The sequence below is a fragment of the Gelatiniphilus marinus genome (assembly GCF_042684345.1).
In the GTDB taxonomy this organism is placed as follows: Bacteria; Bacteroidota; Bacteroidia; order Flavobacteriales; family Flavobacteriaceae; genus Gelatiniphilus; species Gelatiniphilus marinus.
Genome location: NZ_JBHULK010000003.1, coordinates 377943 through 398104 on the forward strand (window position 1 = coordinate 377943; position 20162 = coordinate 398104).

Genomic DNA, 20162 nt, shown 5'->3' on the forward strand with positions numbered 1-20162 from the left:
TAAGTTGGCAGTGTTCAGTTGCAGTATGCAGTTGTTTACTTTTAAAATTAAGTTCATATTAAAGTAATGCGCATATTATATTTTAATAATTTTATAATTAGAGTATTGTGTTAATAATAGTTCTAATTGTTTAATATATAATTAATTACGTTTCATTTATGAACAATAGCGCCCTTTGAATTAAACCATAATGCCTGCTAATTTCCTATACAAAATTTATTAAAAACTTCATTTTACGGGTTTCCCACAGTAGTTAAACGTTAAAGCTAGGCTTTTTAACAAAAATACGTAATAGCACGTAGGTTTTTTTTTTTTCATTTTTTCTTACATTTATATTGCTCTGGACAATAGTTAATATACAATGGTAAAAGATGTATCTAATTTTATTCTTATAATTGGAGCCATACAAGGGTTTTTGTTTGTCCTGTTTCCTGTTTTAACCAAAAAGATGATAGCGAAACCTATTTGGTACCTAAATGCCGTGGTGCTTTTTATTTCACTAAATAATTTACAGGCTTGGTTGATCGAAAAAGGGTTTTCCAGCCCATTGTTTTTTGTAAAAAACATGGAGGTGCCTTGGTACTTGCTTATAACTCCAGCCTTTTACGTGTTTTTAATTTATTATTTAAACCTGAAACGAGAAGTCGGGCTTTTTATAAAACTAACCTTTGTGCTTTTTAGTCTGGAAATTATCGTGAGGTCTTGTTTGATTGTTTATTGTTACGCCTACCAATTAGACAACCATTTAATAAAAGATTACACCAAAATTGAGGAAATGGTAAATGCCTTTTTTTCAATAGCTGTTTTTATAAAAGCGACAACCATTGTCTTTAGTGCGAACCATCATAAATCTAGAGTATTGCTAGACGAATTGAAATGGTTAAAGCAATTTATGGTTTTTGGGCTTATGGTTATTTTGTTTTGGGTTTTAGCTGTTATTTTAAACTTTTTATATGAAGGGGCTTATAAAGCTTATACTTATTATCCATTAAGGGTATCAAGCACCCTTTTGATTTATTGGATAGGCTACCATGGGTTAATGCGTTACAGGTTAATGCAAGATCGCATATACTTAAGAAAAGAGTTGATAAAAAATGATATAAATGTTGTTCCAACTTCAGTAAAATTGAACTTTGAGGACGATAACATGATAGGGAAGTTTTATGATATTGACAATTACATAGTCGAAAACAAGCGGTATTTAGACCCTCTTTTTAGCTTAGACGACTTGGCAACAGAAACGAACATAAGCAGCAGTTATGCATCAAAACTCATTAATAATTATAGCGGTTATAGTTTCCCAGATTACATTAATAGATTAAGGGTCGAGTATGCTAAGCAATTATTAAGTGATGAGCAATACAATAAATACACCATGGTTGCTCTAGCCATAGAGAGTGGCTTTAATTCTAAATCTGTGTTTTATTCAGCCTTTAAAAAATTTACGGGGCAAACTCCTACCGAATTTAAAAAATTGAACTGATTAAAAAGAATAGGGGTTTAGGTATAATTGTCCTAATTTATCCAATTAAGATAATCTCGGACACTTTTAAATAATTACCTGCTAATTTTATATACTGATAATCCTAAAAAAAGATATTATGAAACTACTAAAAAAAACTGTATTGCTATCATTCGTGCTGGTACTGTTTGTTTCCGGTTCTTGTAGCGATGATGAAGAATTTAGACCCACATTACCGCCCATAACCCAAACAGGATCCAATACCTTTGGTTGTTATATAGATGGCAAATTGTTGACCCCAAGGGATGGGGCAGGGACACTTCATACGCAAGATAAGGGTGTAAGGATGATAGCTGGTGGCATACCACGTGAAATCACTTATTGGGAACTGAAAGTAAGAGATTTTAAGAGTGGTAATGGTGGACTTCTAACATTCCATATTCAAAATTTACATCAAAATAAAAAAGGTGTTTATGTAATAAATGAAGGTAATTGTGAAGTTGGTGTTGATGCTTTGGAAAACGTTAATATAACGTGTAGATGGTTAGATAAAGAAACCCAGAACTACAAATGGTACTGTTCCATTGAAAATGGGGGCACATTGACCATAACCCGCTATGATTTTGAAAACCGAATTGTATCGGGCACGTTTAGTTGTACTGTGCAAAACAGAGACGACGCAACTGATACCGTTGAAATTACGGAAGGTCGTTTTGATTTAAAATGGGATACACTGCCCTATACCAATTTTCATTAAAAAAAACAGGTACCGTAGCCGCGGTACCTGCATTGTTTATAAAACAACAGAAAAACCATTGTTTCATCCTTAACACTTTAAAATCATGAAAAACGTTGTCCTAATTTATCTAATTAAGATAATCTCGGACACTTTTAAATAGCAATCCGTTAATTTTACATACTGATAATCCTAAAAAAAAGAAATTATGAAAACACTTAAAAAATTTATTTTACTACTGCTATTAACAGGATTGTTCACTTCTGGTTCTTGTAGCGATGATGAAGAATTTAGACCCACATTACCGCCCATAACCCAAATGGGTGCGAATACCTTTGGCTGTTATATAGATGGCAAACTATTGACCCCAAGGGATGGGACGGGGTCTACTTTAGGGCCAGACCCTGGAATGATTTTTTGGGGGTCGCCACCAGGTATATCGTATAATCAAATACAGGTTAAAGATTATGTTACAGGAACTGGAGGTCGAATAGATATATATATATATGAATTAAGTAAGATCGGTTCAGGTCAATTTAGTGTAAATCAAAGCAATTGTCTCGATGGTATTGATGCAAATATGAACATTAATATCCGTTGCCGTTGGTGGGATGAAAATTTACAGTCCTATAAATGGTACTGTTCCATACAAAATGGTGGAGCTTTAAATATTTTACGTTACGACTTTGAAAACCGAATTGTATCGGGTACGTTCGAGTGCACTGTCCAAAATAAAGAAGACCCAACCGATATTATCGAAATAACCCAAGGGCGTTTCGATATAAAATGGGACACCTTGCTCGATACAGAATTTCCATAAAAAGGGTGCTACGCCAATAGCACCCTTATAATAAATAAAACCTTAACACAATGTTTCACATATTAATACTGTGAAATTATGAAAAACTTTATTATTCCAATTGTATTTATACTATTTATTAATTTTTCATTTAGCCAAAACAAAGATCAAATACCAGAGCCAGATATAGATCTAATGCTAGAAAATATTGATAAAAGCGAGCTAACCTCTTCGTTTTTATATGACCGCACCACACCAATTGCTAACCTAACTCGTTTTAACACCAAAGATAAGAATACGGCAAGCTTGGGGTATTTTGAGCAAGCTTTACAGGAACTTTATAGGGCTTCTAATAAAACCAAGTTTAAACCTATTAAAGAGGTTCGAAAATATTACAAAAGAAAAAAAAGCCTAAATACTATAGATATTGGGGTTCTACATGTAATGCTTCAAAGTTTAAACTATAATAGTAAAGACGAAACTCTTGGTGCTTTGCGTTTTAAAGATAACCAATTAACAAGAATAAATGACAATCCTGTGTTTTTAGAACACGATGTGCTGGTGGTATCACCCTTATTGGATTATGCTGTAGGCAACACGATTAATTATAGGTTTAATCCCAATTTATGGTTTGAGGATGGTGAAAATAAAATCACATCCATCGTAGCTAATTTTGGTACAGGTAAAGACTATTTAGTTTACAGCAAAAATAAATATACGCATCGGGAAGTATCAGTAAATTATGCTGAGTCTGGGTATAAAACCTTGAAGTTTACTGTTAATTATAGCGATGGAGAGGTAAAAACCACATATGGCAAATTACATGTAAAATTATCTGAAACGACTCAGTTCCGTATGATGGATCCGTTAGTTGAAGATGTAACAGGGTTTGTGTCTACCCATCCATTTCAGGGTTATGATGAAAACGCTCCTGTTTATGGTCAGATAGACTACCGTATATTTTATCATACTAATAACGGCAATACCCAGCCAACATTATTAAAACCTATAGTGGTTATTGATGGTTTTGATCCTGGGGATATAAGAAAAATACAAGATGAGGACTCTTCTAAACCCCCTAGCGAGCATTTATCCATAGCTGAGTTTATGCAATATAAAGACAACAACGGACAAAATATTGATTTAATTGACAATCTTAGAAATATAGGTTACGATGTTGTTCTAGTAAACCATCCTACCTATACAAGAGGCAGTAAAACCATTGATGGTGGCGCAGATTATATAGAGCGCAATGCCATGAACCATGTAACGTTATACCAGCATTTAAATAATAAATTGGTGCAAAATGGCAGTACTGAAAAACTTGTTATCGTAGGTCCCAGTATGGGTGGGCAAATTAGCAGGTATGCCTTAGCTTATATGGAAAAAAACAATATGAATCATAACACTAGGCTTTGGGTGAGTGTAGATAGCCCACATTTAGGCGCTAATATTCCCATGGGAATACAGTCTATGATAAACTTATTAGATGCTTTTGGAGGTAGCGTAGCAGCTAACGATTTTTATTACAATCAGTTAAAATCTACAGCAGCTAACCAACAATTGATTGAGCAGCATAGAATAGGTCACTTACCAGATTATTTAAATGGAGGCTCGCCAATACACCAACAGTATTATAATAATATGTCTTCAAATGGGTTGCCAAACTCTAATGGATATCCTCAAAACTTAAGAAAAATAGCCATAGTTAATGGCGCTCTTAATGGTGCCAAGGTTGGTGTAGAAGGACAGGAAGATTTTAGGATACACGGTTTTGCAGATCAAATAATAGGAGATATTAAAGTATCTGAAATGAATACCAAATATATGGGAAATACAGGTAATGTGGTACAGGTGGCGCGCTTATGGCGACTTTCGAAGCCTTTAAGAACAGCGACATACACCAATAATAATCCTCATGGAAGTATGGATAATGTTCCAGGAGGGCTTTTTAATAGCGAAGACTTATTACACGCTTCTGTTTTAGGGGAAGGCTTGGACTTATTAGATGATATTTATGGATTTGGTGATGGTGTACAATTTTTAGACCCTTTTAATCTAATTTTGGGTAGTTTATTAGGGATATATGGTTCTCATTTTGAATCCAGAACTAATAAAAAAGTACATTCTTTTATCCCAACAGTTAGTGCCTTAGGATTTAAAAACCCCAATTTTAATTGGAGTCAAAGAATAGATAGAAACTTAGTGTGCACTAATGAGATTCCGTTTGATAGTTATTTTGGCCCTAAGATAAACGAAAGGCATACCTCGTTTACTGAAGCTAGCGTCAATTGGTTGAAAGCAGAGTTAAGTGGTAATCCTCAATCTCCATCTTTTCCAATAAGTCCAGACAAATTGTTAGGTGAAGATTATATATGTAATGCTGAAACATTTACTTTTGATAGTTGCTCAACTCCTGAAGGTGTTCAAAATTGGGAAGTATCATCTAACTTACAAATTTTAAGCAGTACAACAAATGCGGTTACGGTTAAACCCAACGTGAGCTATCCTGCCAATGGCTGGATAAAGGCGACTTTTAATGCGAGCTCTTCTTTAACCAAAAACATACAATTAAATAACACGCTATTAAACACAAATGATTTTAACTTAACCGACGAATATTATAACGCTGTTAGCGGAAGCGGTTCATTTAACGACCCGTTCTTGGTTTGCCCAAACTCTTCATACATTTTAGGCTACTCTGGTAATTCCGTTGTCGATTTGTCAACTATGAGCAACGTCATATTACCTTATGGATGGTCCGGTTACTCTTATGGCGCACTAGAGTTATTGTTTACTCCAGGAAATTTTTATGGAAACCCAGAAAGAATCGATATAAGCTATCAAGGCGAATGCGGTAATGCATTACATAGTGTTTATTTTGCAGAAGATTCATTTAACTGTTCTGGTGGTTGGTTTTCTTATAGGGTTGCACCCAATCCGGCAGTATCAGATGAATTAAGTATTGTAAACATAGAAAATGAGGATACTATTAAACGAATTAAACCAAATGCTAAAGTTGAATTTTTATTATATAACGATCAAAGTATATTAAAAAAGCAAAAAAGAGAAAAAGGCAACAAAAAGGAGTATAAATTAGATATTTCTAAGCTTAAAAACGGATTTTATTATTTAAAAATCATTAGGGAAGAAAAAACAGAAACGCACAAAGTCGTTATTTATCGTTAAACACCAATTGCGTAATTGCATTTATTTCAGGGGTTATCTAAAAATTAATTTAGGTAACCTCAGTTATTTATACCATTTTTAATTTACTTTGTAACAAACCCCAAAACAAATCAACATATAAACGAAGCGAAACAATAAAGAATAAAAAGTAACAATAAATAATATTAAAGGATGACAGCACACGAAATTGATTACCGCATCTACGGCGAAGAAATGCAATACGTAGAAATAGAACTCGACCCACAAGAAGGCGTTGTTGCCGAAGCCGGAAGCTTTATGATGATGGACGACGGCATTAAAATGGAAACCATTTTTGGTGATGGATCTCAAAAAGACACAGGTTTTTTAGGCAAGATATTAGGCGCCGGAAAACGCATACTTACTGGCGAAAGCCTTTTTATGACAGCTTTTTATAACGATTTAGTTGGCAAACGTAACGTCTCTTTCGCATCACCATATCCTGGAAAAATTATCCCCATAGATTTAACAGAGTTTGGTGGCAAGTTTATTTGTCAAAAAGACGCTTTTTTGTGCGCAGCAAAAGGGGTTAGTGTTGGTATTGAGTTCTCCAAAAAATTAGGTCGTGGCTTATTTGGTGGCGAAGGTTTTATTATGCAAAAACTAGAAGGCGATGGTATGGCATTTGTGCATGCTGGTGGCACTATGGCTAGAAAAGAACTGCAAGCTGGGGAAACACTTCGTGTAGATACAGGCTGTATTGTAGGTTTCGATAAAACTGTAGATTACGATGTAGAGTTTGTTGGCGGTATTAAAAACACCATATTTGGTGGCGAGGGTTTATTTTTTGCAAAGCTTCAAGGTCCTGGAACGGTTTACATTCAGTCCTTGCCCTTTAGCCGACTTGCAGGTCGTGTTTTGGCATCGGCTCCACAAGGGGGTGGTAAAGATAAGGGCGAAGGCAGTATTCTTGGTGGTTTAGGAAATTTATTAGATGGCGACAATAAGTTTTAAGTGTTAAATTTTATTTAATTTTATAAATGCATATAATTTTTCACTAAATTGTGTGTTTAATAAAATAAGTAATGCCTATAAACAAATCTACGTTTAATTTAAACCTAAAACCTATTACAAATTATGGCAAGAGCAATGCTAGAGTACACCAAAATTGTGCTTAAAAAAGTAAGTTTTGATACAACCTTGTTTTGCAAAGAAGTACAAAAGGCAGTAAATAGATTACTACCTTACGAGATTGAAGAGCTTAAAGAATATATACAATCTCTTGTACGGCAAAACCCAGAATTAAATCAATGTTTAATCTATTTAAAAGCATAAAAAAAGCGATTTACTAGTTACTTATTGTAGCCCAAGTAAATCGCTTTTTTAGTTTTATTTATTAGAAATAGGACTTATAATTTCTACGTTCTGAAAAGCAATAGCCCCACGAACAATACCAGAAATAACATCTTGTAAAGCTTCAACAATCTGTATTTTCAATTCGTTGTTATGGTAAATCAAGCTCACTTCCCTGGCCGGTGTGGGTTCGTTAAAATAATGCAGGTTTTCTTTTTCACTTTCTTTAACATCCAGTGTGTGTAAATAGGGCAAAAGCGTCATGCCCAAACCTTCGTTTGATAACTTTATAAGCGTTTCAATACTACCGCTTTCTATTTGAAATTGATCGTCTGTTTGGTTTTTAAAAGCCTTACATAGATTAATTACCCCATCTCTAAAACAATGCCCATCTTCAAGCAATAGCATATCGCTGATATCTAAATCTGATACATTTATTTTTTTGTTGCAATGCAAACGATGCCCCTTAGGAATGTAACTTACAAAAGGCTCAAAATAAAGCACACGTTCTTTTATAAGCTCGTTTTTTAGCGGTGTTGCTGCAATGGCTGCATCTAAATGGCCTTCTGTAATGCGCTCGATAATCTCCTCGGTGGTTAGCTCTTCAATTTTAAGCTTTACCTTGGGGTGCTTTTTTATAAAGGTTTTTAAAAACATGGGCAATAAAGTTGGCATTATAGTAGGGATTACTCCCAGCTTAAACTCGCCACCAATAAATCCTTTTTGCTGATCTACAATATCTTGTATTCTATAGGATTCGTTAACAATATTTCTGGCCTGATGCACTATTTTTTTACCAATTTCGGTAAGCTCAATGGGTTTTTTGCTTCTATCAAAAATCTGAACATCTAACTGGTCTTCAAGCTTCTGAATTTGCATACTTAACGTGGGCTGCGTTACAAAGCATTTTTCTGCGGCTTTGGTAAAATTTTGGTTTTCGGCAACTGCCAAAACATAATAGAGTTGTGTAATTGTCATGGGTATCAATTTAGGCTATAAAAATATAAAAACTATCAATAAAATTTATTAAAACACCTGTTAATTATAAATTAAATTTGTGGCAAATAAAAAGAAATATATATTTAAATGACATACAACAGTATAGGTTTAAACACCTTTAAAACAGAAGATTTAGCAAACGATTTAAATCATTTATTGGCGAATTTTCAAATCTATTACCAGAATTTAAGAGGCATACATTGGAATATTAGAGGTAAGCGTTTTTTTGATTTACACGTTAAGTTTGAAGAATTATATACCGATGCCACTATAAAGGTTGATGAAATTGCAGAACGTATTTTAACTTTGGGTGCTACGCCTTTACACACATTTGAAGATTATTCGGCAAAAGCCGAAGTTAAAGTGGGTAAAAATATTTCTGAAGACGATAAAGCCGTTCGATTAATTGTAGATTCGTTAACCGAACTTTTAAAAATTGAAAGAGAAATTTTAGAAAAATCGGGTGATGCAAACGATGAAGGTACCAACTCGATGATAAGCGATTTTATTACCGAACAAGAAAAAACCGTTTGGATGATGAAAGCTTGGTTAAACGAAACGATTTAGATTATTAGTTTATTTTGGTTAATTTTTTAAGGCGGCTTACGGGTTTTTGGCCAAAGTAAGCCGCTTTATTTATACAGATGCTAAAACATAATATTCATTTCTAAATCTTCTGCTTTTAATTTAAATTTGGCGGTTGCAAATTGTGGCGGGCCATAACTCATTGGGTTGTTGGACATGCCGTACTGTTCCTTTGGCATGCCATTATCTTCAAAATCCATTTGATTATTTTCGTTTTCGTCGTGCAGTGCCATTATGGCGTAAGTGCCGGGTTTAATGTTTTTGAAGGTTACGGTTATTTTTCCGTTTTCAATTTTACTTTGCTCGTTTTTAATGCCTTTGCCTCTCATAAATGTGTTTTCTGTATGAAGTGCTAACAATACATTTCCTTTATTGTTTTTAATATTTTCAATGACAACGGTAATGGTTTTTCCTTCTGAATTTTCTTGTGCTTGTATTAAAGTAACAGCGAAAAATAATGTGATGATTAGTGATAAAGTTTTCATGGTTTTATGGTTTTTATTGATTAACACTTCAAATATCTGACAGAAAAACAGACTTTGGTAATTGTTGTTACCCAACTGTAAAATATAAATGATGAATTGTATTTTGCTTGAAGACAGAAGACAGGAGTTTGGCGAACGGAAAGGGGTTGAAGTTGTGAGTTTGCAACAGCCTTGGCAAACAGGTGCGTTAGGGATTGAAATGGAAATCCTTTTTTGAGACACGAAAAAAAGATTGTATTGGAAAGCCCGACACCGCTTCGGGAGCCTCAGCGACCAGCGGGGTAACGCCCGAATTTACAGCAGCCCTCGAGACTTAATTTCCAAATACTTGTTAATGGTATCGATAGTCAAATTTTCTGGTGTGGTTAATATGGAATAGATGCCGTATTTTTTGAGCTCGTTTACAATTAAACGCTTTTCGAAGGCAAATTTCTCAGCGATTACCTTATCGTAAACTTGCTGTACGGTTTCGGCTTTTTGGGTAATTAAACTATTTAACTTGGTGTTTTTAAAGAAAATAACCACCAATAAATGGCTTTTGGCAATGGCTTTTAAATAGGGTAGTTGGCGGTTTAATCCGTCGAGGGTTTCAAAATTGGTGTACATTAAAATGAGGCTTCTGTGGGTAATGTGCCTTTTTATGTTGCCGTAAAGTCGGCTAAAATCGCTTTCGTGGAAATCTGTTTTTACGTTGTAAAGCGATTCTAAAATAAGCTGCATTTGCGAGCTTCGGCGATTGGCAACCACCATGTTTTCAATGTTTTTAGAGAACGAAAGCATGCCCGCTTTGTCGTGCTTTTTTAAAACCACATTACTAATAACTAGGGTGGCATTAATGGCGTAATCTAATAGGCTTAAACCGTTAAAAGGCATTTTCATTACACGGCCTTTATCGATGATGGAATAGATGGGTTGCGATTTTTCGTCTTGAAATTGATTGACCATCAATTGGTTGCGTTTTGCGGTGGCTTTCCAATTTATGGTGCGCAAATCGTCGCCCAAAACATAATCTTTTATTTGCTCGAATTCCATGGTATGCCCCAATCGGCGAACTTTTTTAAGTCCATATTCAAGTGCATTTTGGTTAATGTTTAAAAGCTCAAACTTTTTTAATTGCTTAAAACTTGGGTAGGTTGGCACCATCGCAGCATCATCAAAAATAAAGCGTTTAGCGACTAATTTTAAGGCGGAATAGGCGTAAACGTTTAAACAGCCAAAATGATATTCGCCACGTGCAGTTGGTTTTAAATGATATGTGATTGATTTTGTTTTTCGAGGGTAAATCGTGTCTTTAATTTTAAAATCACGCACTTGAAATTGCTCGGGTATTTCGTCAATAATTTCCAAATGAATGGCAAACGGATAGTTGTTATTGATGTTTAAATCGATGGTGTTTTTATCGCCGTTTGAAAATTTATCGGGTAAAATCCGGCGTGCTTTAATTTTATTTTTCCCAATAAAAACAATTAGAAAATCTATAGCAAAAAGGAAGGTAAGTACTAAAATGGAGAGTTGTGCGATATTAAATAATAGCGGCACAAAATAACTTAAACCAAACAATACCACAATGCCAATGCCTGTGTAAAAAAATCGGGGTTGTATGTAGAATGGTTTAAAGAATTTCAATTTTTTAGAAGTTAGAAGTTAGAAGTTAGAAGTTAGAAGTTAGAAGTTAGAAGTTAGAAGTTAGAAGTTAGAAGTGGGATTCTTCACTGCAACTGCGACTGCCAACTGAGTACTGGTTACTGCCTACTTTTTACCTCGGTATTTCAACAGTTTCAATAATTTGTTTGATGATTTGTTTGCTCGACACGCCTTCCATTTCGCGTTCGGGTGTTACAATAACGCGGTGGTGCAACACAGGAATTGCGGCACGTTTAATATCTTCTGGCGTTACAAAATCGCGACCGCTCATGGCGGCAAATGCTTTACTGGATTTTAATATGGCTATGGATGCTCGTGGCGATGCGCCTAAATATAAAAAGCGGTTGTTACGCGTGGCCACAATAAGTTCTGCAATGTATTTTAGCAAATGTGATTCAACCAAAATTCGGGTGACTATATTTTGATATTCAGCAATTTGTTTGGCTGTTAAAAATGATGAAATGGTTTCGGTTTTTTCGGTGTCTCTTAATTTGTGTTCTCTCGAAAGGATTTCTATTTCTTCATTTAAATTTGGGTAATCCACATCAATTTTAAATAAAAAACGGTCTAATTGTGCTTCGGGCAAACGGTACGTGCCTTCTTGTTCTATGGGGTTTTGGGTAGCTAAAACCATAAAAGGCGCGTCTAATTTATACTTGTTACCATCAATGGTAATTTGCTGCTCTTCCATCACTTCAAATAATGCCGCTTGAGTTTTTGCTGGAGCTCTATTTATTTCGTCAATTAAAATCATGTTTGAGAAAATAGGACCTTTTTTAAATTCAAATTCTGAGTCTTTTAAATTGAAAACTGAGGTTCCTAAAATATCACTCGGCATTAAATCTGGTGTGAATTGAATTCTGCTAAAACCAACACTCAAAGATTTTGCCAACAGTTTTGCGGTAATGGTTTTTGCTACACCCGGAACGCCCTCGATAAGCGAATGCCCTTTGGCTAAAAGCGACGCGATGAGCATATCTACCATATCTTTTTGCCCTACGATAACTTTGCCAACTTCGTGCCTTATTTTTTCAATGCTTTGTTGAAGTTCGGTTAAATCCAATCGGTTTTTAAATTGTAAATCGTTTGAATCTTTAAGCACACTATGGTCTATTGATGATACTACATTTTCTGACTTCGGTATAAAATCTTGATGGTCTTTTTGGTTTTTATTTTCGTCCATAATTATTTTAAATAAAAAGCTTCAATAAGCTTGTTTAGTTGTATTAAGTTTTCTTCAAAAAACTCATTTTTGGTACGCAACCAATTGATGTAATCGATTAGTTTTTTAATATCTTCTTTTTTCTTTCCTGTTTTCGATGCTAATTTCACTATAAATGCTTCGTTTAAAACAGCAGTGTCCAAATTAAAATCGGTACGGATGCGCTCCAAAAAATAGGTTATTTTTTTGTCTATTAAGTTTTTATGATCTTGGGTCTCAAAATATAAATTAGAAATTGTTTTAACAAAAGCCACAGTTGTATTTTGCAAGGGTTTTATAATTTTTATAATACGTTGTCGGCGTTTGGCATTAAAAATCATGAATAAAATACCAAAAATTAAAGCGGTGTACCATGCCCATTTAAACGCCGGTTGCTCTAAAAACCAACTGAGATTCGATTCTTTTTCCACTTTGCCATCATAACCTGTTTGTATTTTGGTATAAGAATCAAAATACACATCGTTTTCGGGTAAATAGGAAATGAGGCCTTCTGCATATTTATATCGGTCTTCTTTTAAAAGATTATAATTGGTAAAGGCTTTTGGCTCTAAATGCAGATATATATTGCCTTTTCCAAAAGGGACATGTATAAAATTTGCGTGTTTGTAATCGATTTTAGAATATCCTAAAACGGTGTGATTTATGGTGTCGAACTTTGAAAAATAATTGTCGCCTTCATTTTTATCGATGGCAATATTTTTTATGTCGAGGTATTTTAAAGATTGATACGAAATGCTGTCTTTCGTGTTTTCAATATAATCGACACTTATATTTAAGGTATCGTGAATTTTCTGACTGAAATAATAATCTGATATAAAAAGTGTGTTTCCAGAATCGACAAAATGCAATAATTCATCAATCGAATTGTCTTCTAAATAATCAGAATTCCCGATGATAACAAAACTGCCTTCAGCAATATGCTCGCCGTAATTATCCTTGGAATGTGCTCTTAAATAACTCGCCGGTTGATGGTAAACCGTTCTAATTTTATGGTTTTTAAATAGGTTTGGTAATTCTTTGTAAAAAATGCTTACTCCGTAAGGTTTGTTACTTTTTTCGTTAAAAGACTCTTCCCAATCTACCGTTTTAGTAGATTTTATGCCAAAAGTTATTGCTGCCGTAACCATTAAAGCAGCGATAATGAAAAGTATTGGAATTATCTTTTTCATTTACTTAACCAGATTTAAAAGGGTTACAAAATTCTTTTTAGCTTTGCTGTATTCATCGGTATTCAACGGGAATTGGCCATACCAAATATAATTGTACAAATACGAGGTGTAAGCAAAATTTTTACTAAATGGCTTATCGTTTATTTCATTTAAATACTCAGCGTTGGTTTTATCGTCTTCAAATTTTATATGGTTTTTTAAACTAAGGGTTTTTAAAACAAGTAGATAATAAAATCGGATGGCGAGTCTGAAATTATTGTCATTTTCAGCATTATGTATTAGCGTGTTAATATCTGCATTTTCAATATTTTCGGCAGTAATATCTTCGTAATTATTAAGAGTTCGATTTTGTTTAGATGAAAATAAACCAGCTCCACCTTCGTTAAGTAAAATGTAAACCAAATAGACTACTGCAATAGCCAATGCTAAATAAAATAACCAAGCAAAAGGGCCAAAGTTGATACTGAAACTATCGGGATTATTTGTTTCTTTTGTTGATGGTTTTACGTTTTTAAAATCTTCATATTTACCCGAACCAGATGGAGTTTGGTTTACAACCTCTTTACCTTCGTAATTATATTTTCTGCTGGAATAACGTGTTTTAAAATCGTTGTCAAATTTTCTAATTTGCTCGGGCTTTTGAAAAGTAGAAATACCAAATGCCTTTTGAGAATTTGCAACACTCAAAAGCAAGAAAACAACAATATGTAATCGGATTATTTTCAGATAGAAGATGGATTTAAAAGTGGAACACGTGTTACTTCTTTTTGCACTTTAAAAGGATAAATTAAGTAGTAATAACTAATAACTCCGAGGGTAATTAAAATAATGCCCACCGATAAAAAATGCGGCATAATATTAGAATAACGCGTTACAAAACCTTCTAAAAAGCCAGCAAAAAAGGTAAACGGAAAGGTGCTTATTAAAATTTTTACACCTGTTTTTGCACCATGTTTAAACGAGGTATATCTAGAATGTGTACCCGGAAATAAAATACTGGCACCAAGAATCAACCCCGCAGCACACTCGATAACAATGGCAAAAATTTCCATAGAACCGTGAATCCAAATCCCGCGAACACTTTCCCAAAATACGCCTTTTTCGTAAAAAAAATACTGAAAAGAACCCAGCATAATACAGTTTTTAAACATAATATAAAGTGTGCCAACGCCACCAAAAACACCCAAAACAAATGCAATAATGCCAACCCGTAAATTGTTAATGGTAATACCAATAAAACTGCCCCAATTACTACCGCTTTTATAAACCGCAACCGGATCGCCGGCTTCAATATTTTCTAAAGACATGTTTACATAATTATCGCCCAAAATAGAACGCACAAACTCCCCGTCATTGGCAGCAGAAATCGCGCCAATAAACGTAAACGTGAAAAAGATTACAAAAGCGATGTAAATAAATTTTCGGTATTGGTAGCAAATTAACGGCACTTCGGTTTTCCAAAAATCAAGAAACCTGTTGGTGTTTTCCCGTTTGGTTTTATAAATTTTTTGAAATGCTTTTGCAGCCAATTGGTTTAAGTACGCAATCACCTTGCTTTTAGGGTAATAGGTTTGTGCGTAAGCCAAATCGTTTATTAAATGAATGTATTGCGAGGCGAGTTCGTCGGGGTCTTTAAAGTCATTATTAAAAATTGCCTGCTCGAAACTCAACCATTTCTCCTTATTTTGTTTGATGAATGAAACTTCCCTCATATATTTCTTCTGTAAAAAACTAAATTTTGTATTTAAAAAATTACAAAATTTAGTTTCACTTCAGTAACCAACTTTGTTAATCCATGTAATTTTTTCATTCGATTTTTTAAATTTTCGAATTAAAAAATTCATGTATTTTTGATAAATTAAAATATAAAATGTCAGAGTTACAAATTAACACGACCCAAAATGTAAAAATAAAATTCACTGCTGTTGGAGCAGGGGAGCGTTTGTTGGCATTCATCATAGATACCGCTATAAAAATCGGCTATTTATTGGTTTTAAATTGGACTTTTGGTGCTTTCGAAAACATGGACCAGTGGTCTCAAATTGCCATTAACACGGTATTGAGCTTTCCGGTTATGTTTTACACGTTGGCCTTAGAATCGCTTTTAGAAGGGCAAACCATTGGCAAACGTGCCTTAAAAATCAAGGTGGTTAAAATTGATGGTTATCAAGCGTCGCTGGCAGATTATGTGGTGCGGTGGTTTTTCAGAATTGTAGATATTTACATTTTCGGCTTGGGCTTTTTTGTAATTATGTTTAGTAAAAAACAACAACGCTTGGGCGATATGGTAGCAGGAACAGCAGTAATTGCCTTAAAAGATAAAGTAAATATCAGTCATACTATTTTAGAAAATTTAAAAGACGATTACAGGCCAACATACCCAAATGTTATAAAATTATCCGATAACGATGCGCGCATTATAAAAGATACCTTTACCGTGGCGAGGGCCTCAAAAGATTATCAAACCTTAATAAAGTTGAGGAATAAATTAGTTGAAGTCGTTGAAATTAAAACCATAAAACAAAAAACAGATATAGACTTTATCGATGCTATTTTAAAAGATTATAATTTTTATACACAAGATATGTAAGCAGAGAGCCACTTTTTCCTTTTCGGAAAAAGTGTGCGAATCGCTTACCCTGAGTTTATCGAAGGGTCTTTCTGAATAAGGTAAAGTTTTCAAGAGCCACTTTTTCCTTTTCAGAAAAAGTGTGCGAATCGCTTACCCTGAGTTTATCGAAGGGTCTTTCTAAATAAGGTAAGGTTTTCAAGAGCTACTTTTTCCTTTTCAGAAAAAGTGTGCGAATCGCTTACCCTGAGTTTATCGAAGGGTCTTTAAAAAAGAGAGTGAATCACTCATCCCGAAATTGTTTCGGGATATCATTCTTATAAAAAATATAATTATAGCGTTACCACAAGGGTCGCGCTTTCGGCAGTCGCTTTTTTGTGTTGCATAGGTGCAACAACACAAAAAGAGCTTCATCAAATGCCTCAATCGCTAACGCGCACCATCGTATAAATTAATATGATTAACAAAAAACCATGTTTTACACCATAGATATTTTAGGCACCATTGCCTTTGCCATTTCGGGCGTACTAGTTGCGATGGGCAAAAAAATGGACTTATTCGGCATCCTAATAATTGCTTTTGTAACCGCAGTTGGTGGTGGTACGCTGCGCGATTTGCTTATAGGAAACACGCCGGTTTTTTGGATGGAAGACATGACGTATTCTTACATCATTATAGCATCTTCGGTATTTGCCATTGTTTTTAGAAACAAAATCAATTATTTAAGAACCTCACTTTTTTTGTTTGATACCATAGGTATTGGGCTTTATACTGTGGTAGGTATAGAAAAAGGTATAAATGCAGAATTGCACCCTATAATTTGTGTAGCTTTGGGTACCATGTCGGCATGTTTTGGAGGTGTTATAAGAGATATTTTATGTAACGAAATACCCGTAATATTCAGAAAGGAAATTTATGCCACAGCTTGTATTCTTGGTGGGGTTACATATTTTTTGTTAAGCGAATTACCAATTGAAGACAATATTGTCTTTGTAGTTGCCGGTGTGGTGGTAATAACCACGAGATTGTTGGCTGTAAAGTTTAAAATAGCCTTACCCACAATTTATAGGGAGTAGTTTTATTTTTGTGTTGCTTTTTTACAGCGTTTCCTAACAATCTTTAAAGCAAGGGCTTTATGGTTTTTTATTCTGTATAAGTATAAGGTTGGGTCCAAGCGTTTTCAAACAGCAAATCTTCAATGGGGTTTTTGTGTAATTTAGAAGAGGTTATTTTGCATCTTGCGTATAGCAAGTTTTTTGTTAGTACGAAACTGGCTTTGTTGCCCTCGACAGAAAAAAGTTCTTCGGGCTCTACTTGTCCTTTTTTGCAGCCAATAAACGCTATTTTGTAGGTTGTGTTTTTATCTGCTTTAACTTCAACAGAAAGGGTGTTGTTTTTAAAACTAAGATCTTTTAATTCTACGCCAGTTGAGGCGTAAAACTGTCCGGTTTCCATCGCGTTTATTAAAGATTTAGGGCTTAATATATCTGTTTGTACCATAATCCAGCCTCTACCAGCGTTGCTCCATGTGCTGCCTTTTCTGTGGTAATGGTGCGAATCATCGGTAGCAAGTCCGTACATTAATGGTTTATTGTTTTCTATGTAAGCAATGTTAATGTAATCCCACATCAATTCAGTGGATATATATTCATCATTTCCAGAATTATTAACAGCAGGATGCCCGTTGTAAACCTCGAAAAACTGTTCGTTTTTTAAGGCTATCATATCTTCAAGACCAATGGCGTAGCCAAAATTTGCATGGTTAATGTGGGCTATTATTGGTTTGCCTAATTCTTCTTTTTGTTTAGCTACGGCATCTAAGTTGTTTTGCATCACATTTAAAACGCTGTGGCCACCTTGCGGGTTTATTTTGTGCTCGATATTGGTTGCGTTTATGTGAATGGGCTTGCCTTGGTAGCTATCGGTTATTTCTTCAGCTTGTAGAATTAAAAACTTATTATTCTCTTCAAATTTTGTTTTGTATTGGTTGTAAGTTTTTAGTTTAACTTGGATTCTGTTTAACGAATCAATTTTATAATTTACCCAATTTGTACCATAGGTTTTTAGGTAATTTTTAAATGCGTTTTGATAGATGGAATCTTCAGGAACAGTTATCCATTTATCACCCTTGGCCAAAGTATTATGGTCTGTTAAAGCTACAAATTGATACCCGTTACTTTTATACCAATGCATAATAACTTCAGGGAATTCGTCGCCATCACTCCAATAAGAATGGGTGTGCAAATTACCTTTATACCATTTTTTTTCTACTGATGGTTTGCCTTTACTGCAACTAAAAAACAAAATAAGAATTGCCAGTACTGAAATTTTTAAAGTATCCATTGTGTTAACGCTAATTAAAACTATACATCTAATATAATGTATTAATAATTAAACGTTTGCTAACAAAATGCGTAAGTGCTACCTGAATTAAAATTTAAGTAAAGATTTAAATCGAAAAGAAGGTCTTGAGGCTGTGTTACAGGGGGGTAATTTTACCGAAGCGTTGGGGCCATTCCCGAGAATCCCTTCCCGAAAGCTCTCGGGAGGGAGTATGAAAAGTAATCAATTTTACTTTTTATTTTTTAGCATAGTTAGTACCATTTTAAATTTCTCTATGGCAAATAACGAGTGCGGTATATTTGCTGGCATAATTATATTGTCTCCTGTTTCAAGAATGTGGGAAACCCCATCTATTTTTATATCGGCTTTACCATCAACTATAAAAGCAATAGCATCAAAAGGTGCGGTATGTTCGCTTAAACCTTCATTTTTATCAAAAGCAAATAAAGAAATATTTCCTGTTTCTTTTTTTAAAATATGCTTGCTAACAACGGCTTTTTCGGCATAACTAATACTTTTATCGTAAGAAAATATTTTTCCTTTTTCAAATTCATTTGGCATAAAAAATCTTTTTTAAAATTATAATTCTTTTTTAAATATTATCTGTAGGGTTTTAAAATAACTAGTGCTGTAATAACACCCTAATATTGTATTTGGCGAAAGTATTTATTTTTTCGCACTAAGTCAAACCATAAACCAAATAGTATAATTAACATTTGGTAGATTAAAATGGTATAAAAAATATTATGGCAGTTAGAGTCTTAAAACCATAAAGCATGAAAAATAAATTGGTTTTTTTAGTACATTATTATTTCGGCATAACCAAAATTGTATTTTTACAAAAATTTAAATAATGAATTGCAGAGCAAAACAACTAAAAGCCTTTGATAGGTTGCTAACCATTATGGACGAATTGCGAGAGCAATGCCCCTGGGATAAAAAGCAAACCATGGAAACCCTAAGGCATCTTACCATTGAAGAAACCTACGAATTGGGCGATGCCATTTTAGATAATGACTTAAATGAAGTTAAAAAGGAATTGGGCGATGTATTGCTGCACATTGTGTTTTATTCTAAAATAGGAAGCGAAACCAAACATTTTGATATTGCCGATGTTTGCAACAGTATTTGCGAAAAATTGATAAACAGGCATCCGCATATTTACGGCGACCTAAAGGTTGAAAACGAAAACGATGTAAAACGCAATTGGGAAAACCTAAAGCTTAAAGAAGGCAAAACTAGTGTTTTAGAAGGCGTGCCCAAAAGCCTGCCAGCATTGGTAAAAGCCAATAGAATTCAAGAAAAAGTAGCCGGAGTAGGTTTTGATTGGGAAGCGCCTAATCAAGTTTGGGAAAAGGTAGAAGAGGAATTAAACGAGTTTAAAACCGAGGTAAACTTGGGCAACCAAGACAACATGGAAAACGAATTTGGCGATGTTTTGTTCGCAATGGTAAACTACGCCCGCTTTTTAAACATTAACCCAGAAAATGCCTTGGAGCGCACCAATAAAAAATTTTCAAAGCGATTTAAATACCTTGAAGCCAAGGCTAAATGCTTAAACAAACCCCTAAAGGATATGACGCTTGCCGAAATGGACCAGTTTTGGGAGGAAGCTAAAAGCCTGTAAATTTATTTTTATAAACCGCCAG

20 protein-coding genes are annotated in these 20162 nt (G+C 34.4%); 11 read left to right on the forward strand and 9 right to left on the reverse strand.

What is annotated here, in order from left to right:
• Positions 1-361: 361 nt before the first annotated feature.
• The 6 genes from ACFSQS_RS10505 to ACFSQS_RS10530 all read left to right on the forward strand — a co-directional run bounded on the left by ACFSQS_RS10505 (position 362) and on the right by ACFSQS_RS10530 (position 7479).
• Complete coding sequence (locus ACFSQS_RS10505; RefSeq protein WP_388018181.1) at positions 362-1483, forward strand: helix-turn-helix domain-containing protein; 1122 nt, start codon at positions 362-364, stop codon at positions 1481-1483.
• 118 nt (positions 1484-1601) lie between these two features.
• Positions 1602-2219, forward strand: coding sequence for an immunoglobulin domain-containing protein (locus ACFSQS_RS10510; protein WP_388018184.1), 618 nt, complete (start codon positions 1602-1604; stop codon positions 2217-2219).
• A gap of 187 nt (positions 2220-2406) precedes the next feature.
• The gene (locus ACFSQS_RS10515) at positions 2407-3018 is read left to right on the forward strand and encodes a hypothetical protein (protein WP_388018187.1); all 612 of its coding nucleotides are present in this window, start codon (positions 2407-2409) and stop codon (positions 3016-3018) included.
• A gap of 78 nt (positions 3019-3096) precedes the next feature.
• On the forward strand, positions 3097-6186 hold the full coding sequence (locus tag ACFSQS_RS10520) for a T9SS type A sorting domain-containing protein (protein WP_388018190.1): 3090 nt from the start codon (positions 3097-3099) through the stop codon (positions 6184-6186).
• Between the two features lie 171 nt (positions 6187-6357).
• Positions 6358-7158 carry a TIGR00266 family protein gene (locus tag ACFSQS_RS10525; RefSeq protein WP_388018193.1) on the forward strand — a complete coding sequence of 267 codons (801 nt, stop codon included), beginning with the start codon at positions 6358-6360 and terminating at the stop codon, positions 7156-7158.
• Between the two features lie 123 nt (positions 7159-7281).
• Positions 7282-7479 carry a hypothetical protein gene (locus ACFSQS_RS10530; RefSeq protein ID WP_388018196.1) on the forward strand — a complete coding sequence of 66 codons (198 nt, stop codon included), beginning with the start codon at positions 7282-7284 and terminating at the stop codon, positions 7477-7479.
• A 54-nt stretch (positions 7480-7533) separates the two neighbouring features.
• Here the strand turns inward: ACFSQS_RS10530 and ACFSQS_RS10535 are convergent, their stop codons facing one another.
• On the reverse strand, positions 7534-8475 hold the full coding sequence (locus tag ACFSQS_RS10535) for a LysR substrate-binding domain-containing protein (RefSeq protein ID WP_388018199.1): 942 nt from the start codon (positions 8473-8475) through the stop codon (positions 7534-7536).
• A 108-nt stretch (positions 8476-8583) separates the two neighbouring features.
• On the opposite strand from ACFSQS_RS10535, the gene ACFSQS_RS10540 reads away from it, so the two are divergent.
• On the forward strand, positions 8584-9063 hold the full coding sequence (locus ACFSQS_RS10540) for a Dps family protein (RefSeq protein WP_388018202.1): 480 nt from the start codon (positions 8584-8586) through the stop codon (positions 9061-9063).
• Between the two features lie 80 nt (positions 9064-9143).
• On the opposite strand, the gene ACFSQS_RS10545 is transcribed toward ACFSQS_RS10540, so the two are convergent.
• Positions 9144-9566 (reverse strand): DUF2141 domain-containing protein, encoded by a 423-nt coding sequence (locus tag ACFSQS_RS10545; protein ID WP_388018205.1) that lies wholly within the window; start codon positions 9564-9566, stop codon positions 9144-9146.
• Positions 9567-9654: 88 nt separating this feature from the next.
• On the opposite strand from ACFSQS_RS10545, the gene ACFSQS_RS10550 reads away from it, so the two are divergent.
• Positions 9655-9783: a hypothetical protein gene (locus tag ACFSQS_RS10550; RefSeq protein WP_388018208.1), complete on the forward strand. Its 129-nt coding sequence runs from the start codon at positions 9655-9657 to the stop codon at positions 9781-9783.
• 77 nt (positions 9784-9860) lie between these two features.
• Here the strand turns inward: ACFSQS_RS10550 and ACFSQS_RS10555 are convergent, their stop codons facing one another.
• The 5 genes from ACFSQS_RS10555 to ACFSQS_RS10575 all read right to left on the reverse strand — a co-directional run bounded on the left by ACFSQS_RS10555 (position 9861) and on the right by ACFSQS_RS10575 (position 15313).
• The gene (locus tag ACFSQS_RS10555; protein WP_388018211.1) at positions 9861-11192 is read right to left on the reverse strand and encodes a DUF58 domain-containing protein; all 1332 of its coding nucleotides are present in this window, start codon (positions 11190-11192) and stop codon (positions 9861-9863) included.
• A gap of 130 nt (positions 11193-11322) precedes the next feature.
• Complete coding sequence (locus ACFSQS_RS10560) at positions 11323-12393, reverse strand: AAA family ATPase (protein ID WP_388018214.1); 1071 nt, start codon at positions 12391-12393, stop codon at positions 11323-11325.
• Between the two features lie 2 nt (positions 12394-12395).
• Entirely contained in the window at positions 12396-13601 is a 1206-nt protein-coding gene (locus tag ACFSQS_RS10565) for a DUF4350 domain-containing protein (RefSeq protein ID WP_388018217.1), read from the reverse strand.
• The gene (locus ACFSQS_RS10570; protein ID WP_388018220.1) at positions 13602-14288 is read right to left on the reverse strand and encodes a hypothetical protein; all 687 of its coding nucleotides are present in this window, start codon (positions 14286-14288) and stop codon (positions 13602-13604) included.
• Positions 14289-14323: 35 nt separating this feature from the next.
• Positions 14324-15313 carry a stage II sporulation protein M gene (locus tag ACFSQS_RS10575; RefSeq protein WP_388018223.1) on the reverse strand — a complete coding sequence of 330 codons (990 nt, stop codon included), beginning with the start codon at positions 15311-15313 and terminating at the stop codon, positions 14324-14326.
• A 158-nt stretch (positions 15314-15471) separates the two neighbouring features.
• Here ACFSQS_RS10575 and ACFSQS_RS10580 point away from each other — a divergent pair, with 158 nt between their 5' ends.
• Together ACFSQS_RS10580 and ACFSQS_RS10585 are read left to right on the forward strand one after the other, a co-directional pair.
• On the forward strand, positions 15472-16191 hold the full coding sequence (locus ACFSQS_RS10580) for an RDD family protein (protein WP_388018226.1): 720 nt from the start codon (positions 15472-15474) through the stop codon (positions 16189-16191).
• Between the two features lie 452 nt (positions 16192-16643).
• Entirely contained in the window at positions 16644-17246 is a 603-nt protein-coding gene (locus ACFSQS_RS10585) for a trimeric intracellular cation channel family protein (RefSeq protein WP_388018229.1), read from the forward strand.
• 67 nt (positions 17247-17313) lie between these two features.
• Here ACFSQS_RS10585 and ACFSQS_RS10590 read toward each other — a convergent pair whose 3' ends face one another.
• Both ACFSQS_RS10590 and ACFSQS_RS10595 read right to left on the reverse strand, forming a co-directional pair.
• The gene (locus tag ACFSQS_RS10590; protein ID WP_388018232.1) at positions 17314-18513 is read right to left on the reverse strand and encodes a PHP domain-containing protein; all 1200 of its coding nucleotides are present in this window, start codon (positions 18511-18513) and stop codon (positions 17314-17316) included.
• Between the two features lie 228 nt (positions 18514-18741).
• Positions 18742-19074, reverse strand: a complete 333-nt coding sequence (locus tag ACFSQS_RS10595) for a cupin domain-containing protein (protein WP_388018235.1) — start codon at positions 19072-19074, stop codon at positions 18742-18744.
• 292 nt (positions 19075-19366) lie between these two features.
• On the opposite strand from ACFSQS_RS10595, the gene mazG reads away from it, so the two are divergent.
• Positions 19367-20140 carry a nucleoside triphosphate pyrophosphohydrolase gene (mazG, locus tag ACFSQS_RS10600; protein ID WP_388018238.1) on the forward strand — a complete coding sequence of 258 codons (774 nt, stop codon included), beginning with the start codon at positions 19367-19369 and terminating at the stop codon, positions 20138-20140.
• Positions 20141-20162: the final 22 nt, after the last annotated feature.

Coding starts and splice junctions, on each gene's coding strand:
- ACFSQS_RS10505 (WP_388018181.1), top strand. CDS start 362: ATGGTAAAAGATGTATCTAATTTTATTCTTATAATTGGAGCCATACAA.
- ACFSQS_RS10510 (WP_388018184.1), top strand. CDS start 1,602: ATGAAACTACTAAAAAAAACTGTATTGCTATCATTCGTGCTGGTACTG.
- ACFSQS_RS10515 (WP_388018187.1), top strand. CDS start 2,407: ATGAAAACACTTAAAAAATTTATTTTACTACTGCTATTAACAGGATTG.
- ACFSQS_RS10520 (WP_388018190.1), top strand. CDS start 3,097: ATGAAAAACTTTATTATTCCAATTGTATTTATACTATTTATTAATTTT.
- ACFSQS_RS10525 (WP_388018193.1), top strand. CDS start 6,358: ATGACAGCACACGAAATTGATTACCGCATCTACGGCGAAGAAATGCAA.
- ACFSQS_RS10530 (WP_388018196.1), top strand. CDS start 7,282: ATGGCAAGAGCAATGCTAGAGTACACCAAAATTGTGCTTAAAAAAGTA.
- ACFSQS_RS10535 (WP_388018199.1), bottom strand. CDS start 8,475: ATGACAATTACACAACTCTATTATGTTTTGGCAGTTGCCGAAAACCAA.
- ACFSQS_RS10540 (WP_388018202.1), top strand. CDS start 8,584: ATGACATACAACAGTATAGGTTTAAACACCTTTAAAACAGAAGATTTA.
- ACFSQS_RS10545 (WP_388018205.1), bottom strand. CDS start 9,566: ATGAAAACTTTATCACTAATCATCACATTATTTTTCGCTGTTACTTTA.
- ACFSQS_RS10550 (WP_388018208.1), top strand. CDS start 9,655: ATGATGAATTGTATTTTGCTTGAAGACAGAAGACAGGAGTTTGGCGAA.
- ACFSQS_RS10560 (WP_388018214.1), bottom strand. CDS start 12,393: ATGGACGAAAATAAAAACCAAAAAGACCATCAAGATTTTATACCGAAG.
- ACFSQS_RS10565 (WP_388018217.1), bottom strand. CDS start 13,601: ATGAAAAAGATAATTCCAATACTTTTCATTATCGCTGCTTTAATGGTT.
- ACFSQS_RS10575 (WP_388018223.1), bottom strand. CDS start 15,313: ATGAGGGAAGTTTCATTCATCAAACAAAATAAGGAGAAATGGTTGAGT.
- ACFSQS_RS10580 (WP_388018226.1), top strand. CDS start 15,472: ATGTCAGAGTTACAAATTAACACGACCCAAAATGTAAAAATAAAATTC.
- ACFSQS_RS10585 (WP_388018229.1), top strand. CDS start 16,644: ATGTTTTACACCATAGATATTTTAGGCACCATTGCCTTTGCCATTTCG.
- ACFSQS_RS10590 (WP_388018232.1), bottom strand. CDS start 18,513: ATGGATACTTTAAAAATTTCAGTACTGGCAATTCTTATTTTGTTTTTT.
- ACFSQS_RS10595 (WP_388018235.1), bottom strand. CDS start 19,074: ATGCCAAATGAATTTGAAAAAGGAAAAATATTTTCTTACGATAAAAGT.
- mazG (WP_388018238.1), top strand. CDS start 19,367: ATGAATTGCAGAGCAAAACAACTAAAAGCCTTTGATAGGTTGCTAACC.